At 60.6% G+C, this 12,762-nt stretch carries 12 protein-coding genes; 6 read left to right on the top strand and 6 right to left on the bottom strand.

Annotation, left to right across the window (positions count from 1 at the left end; all coding sequences use genetic code 11):
- Positions 1-159: 159 nt before the first annotated feature.
- Positions 160-621: a MarR family winged helix-turn-helix transcriptional regulator gene (locus BT116_RS04835; protein ID WP_072340585.1), complete on the bottom strand. Its 462-nt coding sequence runs from the start codon at positions 619-621 to the stop codon at positions 160-162.
- Positions 622-768: 147 nt separating this feature from the next.
- Here BT116_RS04835 and BT116_RS04840 point away from each other — a divergent pair, with 147 nt between their 5' ends.
- Entirely contained in the window at positions 769-1,518 is a 750-nt protein-coding gene (locus tag BT116_RS04840) for a sulfite exporter TauE/SafE family protein (protein WP_063322314.1), read from the top strand.
- On the opposite strand, the gene BT116_RS04845 is transcribed toward BT116_RS04840, so the two are convergent.
- Positions 1,508-2,362: a LysR substrate-binding domain-containing protein gene (locus tag BT116_RS04845; RefSeq protein ID WP_027912697.1), complete on the bottom strand. Its 855-nt coding sequence runs from the start codon at positions 2,360-2,362 to the stop codon at positions 1,508-1,510. The genes BT116_RS04840 and BT116_RS04845 overlap by 11 nt on opposite strands.
- A 97-nt stretch (positions 2,363-2,459) precedes the next feature.
- Here BT116_RS04845 and BT116_RS04850 point away from each other — a divergent pair, with 97 nt between their 5' ends.
- Both BT116_RS04850 and BT116_RS04855 read left to right on the top strand, forming a co-directional pair.
- A complete protein-coding gene (locus tag BT116_RS04850; protein WP_003199394.1) occupies positions 2,460-2,678 on the top strand; it encodes a DUF1127 domain-containing protein in 219 nt (72 codons plus the stop codon).
- A 64-nt stretch (positions 2,679-2,742) separates the two neighbouring features.
- Positions 2,743-3,972 (top strand): winged helix-turn-helix domain-containing protein, encoded by a 1,230-nt coding sequence (locus BT116_RS04855; protein WP_072340587.1) that lies wholly within the window; start codon positions 2,743-2,745, stop codon positions 3,970-3,972.
- Between the two features lie 128 nt (positions 3,973-4,100).
- Here the strand turns inward: BT116_RS04855 and BT116_RS04860 are convergent, their stop codons facing one another.
- Positions 4,101-5,447: a class II 3-deoxy-7-phosphoheptulonate synthase gene (locus tag BT116_RS04860; protein WP_072340590.1), complete on the bottom strand. Its 1,347-nt coding sequence runs from the start codon at positions 5,445-5,447 to the stop codon at positions 4,101-4,103.
- A gap of 142 nt (positions 5,448-5,589) precedes the next feature.
- Here BT116_RS04860 and BT116_RS04865 point away from each other — a divergent pair, with 142 nt between their 5' ends.
- Together BT116_RS04865 and BT116_RS04870 are read left to right on the top strand one after the other, a co-directional pair.
- Entirely contained in the window at positions 5,590-6,345 is a 756-nt protein-coding gene (locus tag BT116_RS04865; RefSeq protein ID WP_003199402.1) for a spermidine synthase, read from the top strand.
- Between the two features lie 494 nt (positions 6,346-6,839).
- Positions 6,840-8,513 (top strand): DEAD/DEAH box helicase, encoded by a 1,674-nt coding sequence (locus BT116_RS04870; protein WP_072340592.1) that lies wholly within the window; start codon positions 6,840-6,842, stop codon positions 8,511-8,513.
- Between the two features lie 110 nt (positions 8,514-8,623).
- Here BT116_RS04870 and BT116_RS04875 read toward each other — a convergent pair whose 3' ends face one another.
- Positions 8,624-9,391, bottom strand: coding sequence for a DODA-type extradiol aromatic ring-opening family dioxygenase (locus tag BT116_RS04875; RefSeq protein WP_072340594.1), 768 nt, complete (start codon positions 9,389-9,391; stop codon positions 8,624-8,626).
- A 103-nt stretch (positions 9,392-9,494) separates the two neighbouring features.
- On the opposite strand from BT116_RS04875, the gene BT116_RS04880 reads away from it, so the two are divergent.
- On the top strand, positions 9,495-10,148 hold the full coding sequence (locus BT116_RS04880; RefSeq protein WP_072340597.1) for a thiopurine S-methyltransferase: 654 nt from the start codon (positions 9,495-9,497) through the stop codon (positions 10,146-10,148).
- Positions 10,149-10,343: 195 nt separating this feature from the next.
- Here BT116_RS04880 and htpX read toward each other — a convergent pair whose 3' ends face one another.
- The gene (gene htpX / locus BT116_RS04885) at positions 10,344-11,231 is read right to left on the bottom strand and encodes a protease HtpX (RefSeq protein WP_072340599.1); all 888 of its coding nucleotides are present in this window, start codon (positions 11,229-11,231) and stop codon (positions 10,344-10,346) included.
- Positions 11,232-11,533: 302 nt separating this feature from the next.
- Positions 11,534-12,745, bottom strand: coding sequence for a pyridoxal phosphate-dependent aminotransferase (locus tag BT116_RS04890; protein ID WP_003199412.1), 1,212 nt, complete (start codon positions 12,743-12,745; stop codon positions 11,534-11,536).
- Positions 12,746-12,762 lie beyond the last annotated feature (17 nt).

Genomic DNA, 12,762 nt, shown 5'->3' on the forward strand with positions numbered 1-12,762 from the left:
ATTTAGATGGGCGAGTTACAGATCAAGGAACGGCAGGACCCCGCCATCGCGAGCAAGCTCGCCCACATTAGATTTGCGTCGAACGCAGATTTATAGCCACTGAGCATCAAGCGTAGGAGCGAGCTTGCTCGCGATAGCGGTGGGTCAGTTGGAGGTCAGTCAGAGGCTGTCTTGCAAATGCTCGCGCAGTGCCTGCAGGTCAAGTTGCAGCTTCTTCAACTGCTCCAGGGTCAGGCCGCTGGCGGCGAGGATGCATTGGGGAATGTCGAGGGCTTTTTCGCGCAGGGCGCGGCCCTGTTCGGTGAGTTCGACAATCACCACACGTTCGTCTTCACGGCTGCGGGTGCGGCTCAGCAGGCCCTCGACCTCCAGGCGCTTGAGCAGTGGCGTCAGCGAGCCGGGGTCTGTCAGCAGGCGCGTGCTGATTTCACCGACGGTCAACCCGTCCTTTTCCCACAACACCATCATCGCCAGGTATTGCGGATACGTCAGGCCCAGGGCCTGTAGCAGCGGCTTGTAGACTTTGGTCATCAGCAGCGACGTGGAGTGCAGGGCGAAACAGACCTGGTTGTCGAGTAGCAGGGCTTCGCAGGCTTCGGGGGTGTCGCGCAGGGTGTTCATGGCAGAACCTTCAATCAATGATCGATACGAATCTAGCGGGCGAATCTTTAATGCACCAGATAATTCTGATATTTCGGATGGATGTTACGTTTCCCCGCTGGCGCCGACTGCGTAGGATAAGCGCCCTAAGGAAAAGGGGAGTCTTCTGTGTTCGAATTTGCACTGTTCTTGGTCTTTGGTGCCGTGTTGGGCACCTTGGGAGGATTGTTCGGGATCGGTGGTGGCCTGATTGCCATTCCGGTGCTGGGCGTCTGGTTCGGCCTCGACCAGCAAATGGCCCAAGGGACAGCGCTGGTCATGGTGGTGCCCAATGTGATGCTCGCATTGTGGCGCTATCACCAGCGCAATCGCATCGAATTGCGCCATGTCCTGCCGTTGGCTTCCATGGGGTTCTGCTTTGCCTGGCTGGGTTCGATCTGGGCCGTGGGGATCGACGCGAACAGCATGCGGATCGGCTTCGTCGCGTTCCTGATCGCGCTGACACTCTACAACATGGCCCGCATGTTCGCCGCCAACGCACCGGCTTCGGCGCAGATGCGTTATGGCTGGCCATGGCTCGCCGTGCTTGGGGCGGCGTCCGGTACCATGGGCGGCCTTTTCGGTGTTGGCGGGGCCGTGGTCGCGACGCCGATCCTGACCAGCATTTTTGGCACCAGCCAGGTGGTCGCCCAGGGGTTATCCCTGGCACTGGCCTTGCCCAGTACCGGCGTGACCCTCGCCACTTATGCGTTTCACCATGAGGTGGACTGGAGCATCGGCCTGCCGCTTGCCGTCGGTGGCCTGCTGAGCATCAGTTGGGGGGTGAAAGTCGCCCACGCCTTGCCGGAGCGGCTGTTGCGCGGGCTGTTTTGCGGTTTCCTGGTGCTGTGCGCGGTGCTGCTCGCCTTTAAAGTTTGAAGCCTTCGACGATGTGCTCGGCCAGGCACTCGGTGATCGGCGATGGGTTATGCAGGTTGCGGATCAGCATGATGCTGGCCTCGGGCAGTTCCGGCAGGTCTTCAGCTTCGCCCAGTACGCGCATGTCCGGGGTCAGCAGGCTTTCCAGTTGCGCCGTGATTGCCAGGCCGGCGCCCACCACCGCCATGAGCGCCGACAGGCTCGAGCTGTTGTATGCCACGCGATAATCGCGACCCATGGCATCCAGCGCATTGCAGGCCCATTGCCGGCAGAAACAGTCACTGTTGAACATCGCCAGCGGCAGCGGTGTTTGTTCATGGACATTGAAGCAAGCGGCTTCGGCCCAGACAAAGCGTTCCTTGCGCAGCAACTGGCCGATTTCGTCCCCCGGTTTGCGGGTGACGATGGACAGGTCCAGGTCCTGGCGCAGCAGCAACTGCTTGGACGATTCGCAGTGCACTTCAATTTCGATCAGCGGGTAGAACTGGGCGAAGCGTTGCAGGATGCCTGGCAGAAAGCGCATCACGTAATCGTCCGGCGTGCCGATGCGCACCGTGCCGACCATGTGCGGTTCACGCAGGGTATTGAACACTTCGCTGTGCAGCTTGAGGATCCGCCGCGCGTAACCCAACAGCACCTGGCCTTCAGCGGTGAGCTTGACCTGGCGTCCGTCACGTTCGAACAACCGCCGCTGCAATACATCTTCTTCCAGCCGCTTCATCTGCATGCTGACGGCAGACTGGGTGCGATTGACCAATTCCCCGGCCCGGGTGAAACCGCCCTGGTCGGCGATGGCGACAAAGGTACGCAGCACTTCCGTATCGATGCTCGGGTAACTCGACAATTGATCAATCTCCGAGATGTATTGCATAAGAAACATTCGTTGGATTGATCTTATCGTTAGCGCGAGACTTGATCCATCCCCAACGGAGGACATCACGATGAAAGGTCAAAAAGGTTATCTACTGATAGACAAACTCTCCCACGGCTTCTCCGTCAGCGCCCTGCTGCACAAGTTTAGCCGCTGGTACGAATTGCACCACGAGCGCGAACTGCTGGCCGGAATGAGCGACGAGGCGCTCAAGGACATTGGTGTGAGTCGTGCCGATGTGGAGCAGGAAGTGGTTCGGCCATTCTGGGACGACCCAATGCACAAATGAGCCATCCTTTCCTACACAAACCCCTTATTGGTGAGGTAGGTTGCGAGCAGACAAGGAGATCTCCATGCCCGCGACTCTGTCCTTTACCCTCAAACAGGCCCGGCGTCTGGCGTTGGCCGCCCAAGGATTCGATGGGCGCTCACCGCCAGCTTCGGTGCAACCCTCACGCCTCAACCGCCTGATCGAACGCCTCGGCGTCCTGCAGATCGACTCAGTCAATGCGTTGGTGCGCTCGCACTACCTCCCGCTGTTCTCCCGTCTCGGTCACTACAATCGCGATTTGCTTGATCAAGCAGCCTGGAGCCAGGGCCGACGTCGTACGCTGTTCGAATACTGGGGGCATGAAGCTTCGCTGCTGCCGATCTCGATGTATCCGCTGATGCGCTGGCGCATGAATCGGGCGGCGGGTGGCGAAGGGATTTATCAGCAGTTGGCGCGTTTCGGCCAAGAACGCCAGGATGTCATCCGCCGCGTTCTGGCGTCGGTCCGGGAGCAAGGCGCCCTGGGTGCTGGCAGCTTGTCTACGCGTCAGGAAAAGGCCGGGCCTTGGTGGGACTGGAGTGCGGAGAAACATGCGTTGGAGTGGCTGTTCGCCGCAGGCGAAGTCACGGTAGCGGGGCGGCGTGGGTTCGAGCGGCTCTACGACTTGCCCGAACGGGTACTGCCGGCCTCGATCCTGCAGCAACCGTTGCCGGACGAGGCCCAGGCCCAACGCGCCTTGCTGCTGCATGCAGCCGACGCCTTGGGCATTGCGACAGAGAAAGACCTGCGCGACTACTTTCGCCTCGCTCCGGCCGACAGCCGCGGGCGCCTGGTTGAGTTGGAGGAGGCCGGAGAGCTGCTGCGCTGCCAGGTGCAGGGCTGGAAACAACCGGCCTGGTGCCGACCCGCGGCGAAAGTTCCTCGCAAAGTCGCCGCCAGTGCCTTGCTGTCGCCGTTCGACTCGCTGGTCTGGGAGCGCGGCCGTACCGAGCGGTTGTTCGACTTTCGCTACCGGTTGGAGATCTACACGCCTGTCCACAAGCGGGTGTATGGCTATTACGTGTTGCCGTTCCTGCACAATGAACGCATCGCCGCTCGGGTGGACCTGCGGGCGGAGCGGGCCCTGGGGCGGTTGGCGGTGCATGCGGTGCACGAGGAAGAACCAGGGTTGGACGAGGAGGGGGTGCAAGCCTTGGCGGTGAACCTGCGGCGCATGGCCGATTGGTTGGGGTTGGAAAGGGTCCAACTCAATTGTCAGCGGGCGGGCGGGGTTCGGTTGGCGGTGGTATTGGCCCAGTTAAGTGGTGACTGACCCGACGCTATCGCGAGCAAGCTCGCTCCCACATTGGACCTGTTGTGAACACAAAACCTGTGGTCACCCGGGACCCCCTTGTGGGAGCGAGCTTGCTCGCGATAGCAGTCCAACCGGCGAAGAAGAACCTACCGCCGAACCTGCTTCAACGTCTCGGCAATCAGGAACGCCAGCTCCAGCGACTGATCGGCATTCATCCGCGGGTCGCAGTGGGTGTGGTAGCGGTCCGATAGCCCATCCTCGGTAATCGGGCGCGCGCCGCCGATGCATTCAGTGACGTTTTGCCCGGTCATTTCGATGTGAATTCCGCCGGCATAGGTGCCTTCAGCTTCGTGGACCTGGAAGAACTGCTTCACTTCACCGAGGATCTGCGCAAAGTCCCGGGTCTTGTAGCCGCTGCTGGCCTTGATGGTGTTGCCATGCATCGGGTCGGAGCTCCACAACACTTGCTTGCCTTCACGCTGCACGGCGCGCAATAGCGGCGGCAAGTGTTCGCCGACCTTGTTGGCGCCCATCCGGGCGATCAGGTTCAGCCGGCCCGGGTCGTTGTTTGGATTGAGCACGTCGATCAGGCGGATCAGGTCGTCAGGGTCCATGCTCGGGCCGACCTTGACCCCGATCGGGTTGTTCACCCCGCGCAGGAATTCGACATGGGCGCCATCCAACTGACGGGTGCGGTCGCCGATCCACAGCATATGGGCCGAGCAGTCGTAGTAGTCGTTGGTCAGGCTGTCACGGCGCACGAAGGCTTCTTCGTAGTTGAGCAGCAGCGCTTCGTGGGCAGTGAAAAAGCTGGTTTCACGCAGTTGCGGCGAGCTGTCCATGCCGCAGGCGCGCATGAATGCCAGGGTTTCGTCGATGCGGTCGGCCAGGTGGCTGTACTTTTCCGCCAGGGCCGAGTTGGCGATGAAGTCCAGGTTCCACTTGTGCACCTGGTGCAGGTCGGCGAACCCGCCCTGGGCGAAGGCGCGCAGCAGGTTCAAGGTAGCGGTGGACTGGTGGTAGGACTGCAACAACCGCTCCGGGTCCGGTACGCGGCTTTTCTCGTCGAAACCGATGCCGTTGACGATGTCGCCCCGGTAGGCCGGCAAGGTCACCCCGTCAATGGTTTCGTCGTTGGCCGAGCGCGGCTTGGCGAACTGTCCGGCCATGCGCCCGACCTTGACCACCGGGCAGCCGGCGGCGAAGGTCATGACGATCGCCATCTGCAAGAGCACCTTGAAGGTGTCGCGGATCTTGGCCGCCGAGAACTCGGCAAAGCTCTCGGCGCAGTCGCCGCCTTGCAGCAGGAACGCCCGGCCCTGGGTCACTTCGGCGAACTGACGGCGCAACTCCCGGGCTTCGCCGGCAAACACCAAGGGCGGATAACTGGCCAGGGTTTGCTCCACCTGCAACAGGTGCGCGGCGTCGGGGTAGCGGGGTTGTTGCTGGATCGGCAGGGCGCGCCAGCTGTCAGGGCTCCAGGGTTGGCTCATCATGATCTCTAGGTGATTTACGCTCGGACGGCCATGTTATCAGCAAATTAGTACGTGACCTGTTCCGGTTGCTTCGCGGACAATCGCGCCTTTGTCCCGTATCCGCAGGCTCATGCCGGCACGGCAACCATCAGGAGATGAAATGACAGAGGAGCGCGTCGAGCATTTGCTCGCCGAGGTGCACGACGAGTTCGGCATGATTCGCGTATTCGAAGTGGCCGATTACCGGTTTCTGGAGTTTGGCGACGCCATCGAGCAAAGCTGCGTGTTCACAGCCGATCCGAGCTGGCTCGAATATGACTATACCCGCGCCATGCTCATTGGCGCGTTGTGTCACGAGCAGCCGGAAAGTGCACTGTTTCTGGGGCTGGGCGCTGGTACGTTGACCCAAGCCTGCCTCAAGTTCCTGCCGCTGGAAGATGTCGAGGCCATCGAATTGCGCCCTGACGTGCCGCGCCTGGCCATCGAATACTTGGGGCTGGATGACGATCCGCGACTGTACATCCGCGTCGGCGATGCACTGGAATTGCTTGAAAGCGCTGAGCCTGCGGACCTGATTTTCGTCGACCTCTACACCGATGTCGGTCCTGGCGTCGGGCACCTGGCCTGGGGCTTCCTGGAAAACTGCCAGAAACGCCTCAACCCGGGTGGCTGGCTGGTGATCAACCAATGGGCCACCGATGACGGCAAGCCATTGGGCGCGGCGCTGTTGCGCGGTTTGTACCACCGGCATTATTGGGAGCTGCCGGTGAAGGAGGGCAATGTGATCCTGATCGTGCCGGCGGACCTGGATCAGGAGCTGGACATGCAAGGACTGGTGGCCAGGGCCGAAGGACTGGCGCCACGCTTGGGGTATTCGTTGCAGTCACTGATCAAGGCGATCCGGCCGGCGACCTGACACAAACCCTGCGCATGACGAAGATCCTGTGGCGAGGGGATTTATCCCCGCTGGGCTGTGAAGCGGCCCCGACATAGTTGGGATATTTACGAATGACCGAGCCTTGAGGGGGCCGCTACGCGCCCCAGCGGGGATAAATCCCCTCGCCACAATGAAGTTTGTGTTGTCTGGAGGTGAACCGTTTTAGCCGGTTGTCCCAAGGCCCAGGCCAACGAGCCCCATAACAGTGTCCGGCAATAAAAAAAGCTCCCTTTTTGGGCGAATTCCGGTATAGTGCGCGCCGGCCTTTAGCCGGGCCGCGTCAAGGTAGCGCAATTCCCCGAAGTCAGCTTCGGTTGCATGTCCGCACAACGGATGCTTCCACGACGTTCTTTTTCATTCATTCGTTTTCGCAAATCCCCGCCGACAAAGCAGCCAGGGCGACTCTTGAGTCTCAACACGGCATGCGCAGCTTTGGAGCATGGGTCTTTGCGGATGCACTTAGAGGCAGACCCATGACCCAGGAAACCGGCGGCTTCGCCGCTTTTAATCTCAACCCGAACATTCTTGCTGCCGTCACCGCGACCGGCTACGAAGAACCTTCGGCGATTCAGCAGCAATCGATCCCGATCATCATGGCCGGCCACGACATGATCGGCCAGGCGCAAACCGGTACGGGTAAGACCGCTGCGTTCGCCCTGCCGATCCTGCATCGCATCGATCCTGCCAAGCGCGAACCGCAAGCCCTGATCCTGGCGCCAACTCGTGAGCTGGCGCTGCAAGTAGCAACCGCTTTCGAAACCTATTCCAAGCAGATGCCTGGCGTTACTGTTGTGGCCGTTTATGGCGGTGCCCCGATGGGCCCACAGCTGAAAGCCATCCGTAATGGCGCGCAGATCGTTGTCGCTACTCCGGGGCGTCTGTGCGATCACCTGCGTCGTGACGAAAAAGTCCTGGCCACCGTGAACCACCTGGTTCTTGACGAAGCCGACGAAATGCTCAAGCTGGGTTTCATGGATGACCTGGAAGTCATCTTCAAGGCCCTGCCAGCGACCCGCCAGACCGTATTGTTCTCGGCTACCTTGCCGCAATCGATCCGTGCCATTGCCGAGCGCCACCTGCGCGATCCGCAACACGTAAAGATCCAGACCAAGACGCAGACCGTCACCGCGATCGAACAGGCTCACCTGCTGGTTCACGCTGACCAGAAGACGTCTGCCGTTCTCAGCTTGCTGGAAGTGGAAGACTTCGACGCCCTGATCATGTTCGTGCGTACCAAGCAAGCGACCCTGGACCTGGCCAGCGCCCTGGAAGCCAAAGGCTACAAAGCCGCAGCGCTGAACGGTGACATTGCCCAGAACCAGCGTGAGCGCGTGATCGACTCCCTCAAGGATGGCCGCCTGGACATCGTTGTGGCGACCGACGTTGCTGCCCGTGGCCTGGACGTTCCGCGCATCACCCACGTATTCAACGTGGACATGCCGTACGATCCGGAATCCTACGTTCACCGTATCGGCCGTACTGGCCGTGCTGGTCGCGAAGGCCGTGCGCTGCTGCTGGTTACCCCGCGTGAGCGTCGCATGCTGCAAGTAATCGAGCGTGTAACTGGCCAGAAGGTAGCTGAAGTTCGCCTGCCGGACGCCCAGGCCGTTCTCGATGCCCGCATCAAGAAACTGACCAACAGCCTGTCGCCACTGGTGGCTGAGGCCGAATCGACCCACGGTGATCTGCTCGATCGCCTGACCGCCGACATCGGTTGCACCCCACGCGCCCTGGCCGCTGCACTGCTGCGCAAGGCCACCAATGGCCAAGCGCTGAACCTGGCTGCAATCGAGAAGGAACGTCCCCTGGTGCCGAACAGCGCACCGCGTGGCGATCGTCCCGAGCGTACCGGTGATCGTCCAGACCGTGGTGATCGCGAGCGTCGTGCACCGATCCCGCTGGCCGAAGGTCGTGCGCGCTGCCGTACTGCGCTGGGTGCCCGTGACGGCATCGCCGCCAAGAACCTGCTGGGTGCCATTCTTAACGAAGGTGGCCTGGCTCGCGAAGCGATCGGTCGCATCCAGGTGCGTGACAGCTTCAGCCTGGTGGAACTGCCGGAAGATGGTCTGGAGAAGTTGCTCACCAAGCTCAAAGACACTCGTGTGGCTGGCAAGCAGCTCAAGCTGCGTCGCTATCGCGAAGATTGATCGGCTCTTGGGCTGATTGATCGAGCATGAAAAATCCCCGACTGGTTCGGGGATTTTTTATGCGTGTCGTTTGGTGTGCCGTCAGGGGGGCGTGGATAGAGGCCAATCAGTCAATCGAACCGATAGATGTCCATCCCCAGTGCCCCCATCGTGAACCCCGCATGGACAACGCTGAACTTGCCCCCCGCACCCCGGGCAAAATACAGCGGCAGCAAGTGCTCATCGCTGGGGTGGCTGCGCGCGGCGTTCGGCGCCTGGCGACGGTAATCATGCAGCGCGGCCTCGTCGTCGGCCGCCAGCTTCTCAACCATCCAGTCGCGAAAGGCCTTGGCCCAGGGCTCAATGCTGTCGGGGCCGGCGTTCCAGTCCAGGTCGCGCAGGTTGTGGGTGATGCTGCCGGAACCGATCAGCAAGATGCCTTGCTGACGCAGGCTCGCCAGGGCCTGGCCGACCTGTGTCTGCAACATCGGTCCCTGGCGGCTGGGCAGGGAAACCTGCACCACCGGGATGTTGGCCTCCGGGTACATCAAAGACAATGGCACCCAGACGCCATGGTCGGACGGCCGTTGAGGGTCGAGGCGTGCCGGCAGGTTCGCGGTGTTGAGCACGGCTGCGACTTGCGTCGCCAGTTGAGGATCGCCAGGCGCGGGGTACTGCACCTCATACAAGGCTGGTGGAAAGCCGCCGAAGTCGTGCCAGGTGCGCGGCTGCGGATTGGCGCTGACCAGCAATTCGTTGCTTTCCCAGTGGGCGGACACGATGACGATGGCCTTGGGCTTGGGCAATTGAGCGGCCAGGCGAGCCAATGCCGGACCGCTGTCGCCGGGCTCCAAGGCGAGCATCGGTGAGCCATGGGAGATAAACAGGCTGGGCAGCATGAAGGGGCTCCTGAGCGTTAAGATGTGATCATCTTCCGTCAGGTCAATGATCTAAATCTAATATAAGTTTTAGCCCGTTTTTATCGAATTTATTGGAGTTATCATGGAGCCCGAGTTTTGGCACAAGCGCTGGTCATCGAACCAGATTGGTTTTCACTTACTGGAGGTGAACCCGTACCTGCAACGGTTCTGGCCGCAACTGGGCCTGGTCCAGGGCAGTCGGGTGCTGGTGCCTTTGTGTGGCAAAAGCCTGGATCTGCTGTGGCTTGCCCATCAGGGGTATTCGGTGCTGGGCGTGGAATTGTCGGAAAAAGCCACAATCGATTTTTTCCTTGAGCATCAGCTTGAGCCGAGTGTGAGCGAGGAGGGCGTATTCAAGGTCTTTCGTGCGGCTGATATCGAGATTCGCTGCGGTGATTTCTTTGCCCTGGATCGGGAGGATGTGGCCGATTGCACGGCGTTGTACGACCGCGCGGCGCTGATCGCTTTGCCGGCGCCGATGCGGGAACGGTACGCGGCTCATCTGCAGAGGATCTTGCCCAACGGCGTCGGGTTGTTGATTACCCTGGATTACAACCAGGATGAAATGCCTGGTCCGCCTTTCTCTGTGGGAAATGATGAGGTGCAGCGGCTACTGGGGGATGTCTGGCGGCTGGAGGTCTTGCAGGAGCAGGACGTGTTGGGTGAAAGCTGGAAGTTCTTGCAGGCTGGGGTGACGCGGTTGGATGAGCGGGTGTATCGGATTTCCAGTCGTTGATGCTGTGCGTCTATGCCGGCGCCATCGCGAGCAAGCTCGCTCCCACAGTTGATCGGCAGTGAATAAAGAGTCTGCGTCTACCGAAGATTCCTGTGGGAGCGAGCTTGCTCGCGATGACGCCAGACCTGGCAGCGCATAAACCTGCAGATAAAAAAAGCCCGCATCTCTGCGGGCTTTTCTTGACGCTCGAACCTGTCAGCCGCGACGACGCAGTGCGTCGATACGCTCTTCCAGCGGCGGGTGGCTCATGAACATGCGAGCCAGGCCCTGCTTGATGCCACCGTTGATGCCAAAGGCATTCAGGGTGTCGGGCATGTGCACCGGCAAGCCTTGCTCGGCGCGCAGGCGTTGCAGGGCACTGATCATGGCGCTGGTGCCCGCCAGGCGTGCACCGGCGTCGTCGGCGCGGAACTCGCGCTTGCGCGAGAACCACATGACGATGGCGCTGGCGAGGATACCCAGTACCAGCTCGGCGAAGATGGTTGCCACGTAGTAGGCGATACCCTGGCCTTCTTCGTTCTTGAAAATCACCTTGTCGACGAAATTGCCGATGATGCGGGCAAAGAACATCACGAAGGTGTTCACTACGCCCTGGATCAACGCCAGGGTCACCATGTCGCCGTTGGCGACGTGGCCGATCTCGTGGGCCAGCACGGCCTTGACTTCATCGGGGGAAAACCGCTCGAGCAAACCCTGGCTGACGGCGACCAGTGCGTCGTTCTTGTTCCAGCCGGTGGCGAAGGCATTGGCCTCGTAGGCTGGGAAAATCCCGACTTCCGGCATCTTGATACCGGCTTCGCGGGACAATTGCTCGACAGTTTGCAGCAGCCATTGTTCGTGACGCGTGCGCGGTTGGCTGATGATCTGGGTGCTGGTGCTCATCTTCGCCATCCACTTGGAGATGAACAGCGAGAACAGGGAACCGGCGAAACCGAACACCGCACAGAAAATCAGCAGCTGATTGAGGTTGAGATCAACCCCGTTGGCCGCCATGAACCCGTTGAAGCCGAAGAGGCTCAGGGTGATGCTGGCAATCAGCACGACCGCCAGGTTAGTGGCCAAGAACAGCAGGATGCGCATCATGGTTGTGAAAATCTCCTCGTGCTAAAGATGTAGCGTTATGCGGGGTATATAAGGTGCCGCCGCAGGCTATTCAACTCGCCGACTATTTCAAACTGTGTCCTACAGCCGTCCTAAATGTTTGAAAGACTTTTCTGAAAGTGACTGGGGAAAAAAATATGGCGCCTGCCCCCCGTGAACGTTGAGCCGGGGTGCCCGTGGGTTGCCCAACCCCTAGTGTAGAAGGCCTTGCGGAGTCGGCAGAACGGATGTGTTGCTGAATCAAACAGCGTGCGAGGCTAGGGCTCCCCCGCACGCTGTCTGGCTTATTGACGGTAGGACTTGAGGAAGTTGCCGATCCGGCCAATGGCCTGGTCGAGGTCATCGACCCGTGGCAGGGTCACGACGCGGAAGTGATCCGGCCACGGCCAGTTGAACGCTGTGCCCTGGACCACCAGCAGCTTCTCGGACAGCAGCAGGTCGAGGACGAATTTTTCATCGTTGTGGATCGGGCAGACCTTCGGGTCGATCCGTGGGAAGGCATACAGCGCGCCCATCGGCTTGACGCAACTGACGCCGGGAATGTCGTTGAGCAGTTCCCAGGTTCGATTGCGCTGTTCCAGCAGCCGGCCCTGGGGCAGGACCAGGTCGTTGATGCTCTGGTAACCGCCCAGTGCCGTCTGGATCGCATGCTGGCTCGGCACGTTGGCACACAGGCGCATGTTGGCCAGCATGTCGATGCCTTCGATGTAGCTCTGGGCATGATGCTTGGGACCGGAAATAACAACCCAGCCTGAACGGAAACCCGCTACCCGATAGGATTTGGACAGGCCGTTGAAGGTCAGGCACAGCAGGTCTGGTGCCAGGGATGCAGTGCAGATGTGCACGGCGTCGTCGTAGAGGATCTTGTCGTAGATCTCGTCGGAAAACACCACCAGGTTGTGTTGGCGGGCCAGTTCCAGCATGCCCAGCAGCACTTCCCTGGAATACACCGCGCCGGTCGGATTGTTCGGGTTGATGATTACCAGAGCCTTGGTATTGGGCGTGATCTTGGCCTTGATGTCCGCCAGGTCGGGAAACCAGTTGGCCTGTTCGTCGCACAGGTAATGCACCGGATTGCCACCCGACAGGCTCACGGCAGCGGTCCACAGCGGATAGTCCGGCGCCGGGACCAGCACTTCGTCGCCATTGTTGAGCAGAGCCTGCATGGACATCACGATCAGCTCGGACACGCCGTTACCCAGGTAGATGTCCTCGATGCCGACACCTTCGACCTGCTTCTGCTGGTAGTACTGCATCACGGCCTTGCGGGCGCTGAACAGGCCCTTGGAGTCGCTGTAGCCCTGGGCGGTCGGCAGGTTGCGGATGACGTCCTGGAGGATTTCATCGGGCGCTTCGAAACCAAAGGGGGCCGGGTTACCGATGTTCAGCTTGAGGATGCGATGGCCTTCCTCTTCCAGGCGTTTGGCGTGCTTGAGCACCGGGCCGCGAATGTCGTAGCAGACGTTGGCGAGCTTGTTCGATTTGCTGACCTGCATGGCGATGTGTTCCCGAA

Source organism: Pseudomonas sp. NFACC16-2 (assembly GCF_900119205.1).
GTDB lineage: Bacteria > Pseudomonadota > Gammaproteobacteria > Pseudomonadales > Pseudomonadaceae > Aquipseudomonas > Aquipseudomonas fluorescens_Q.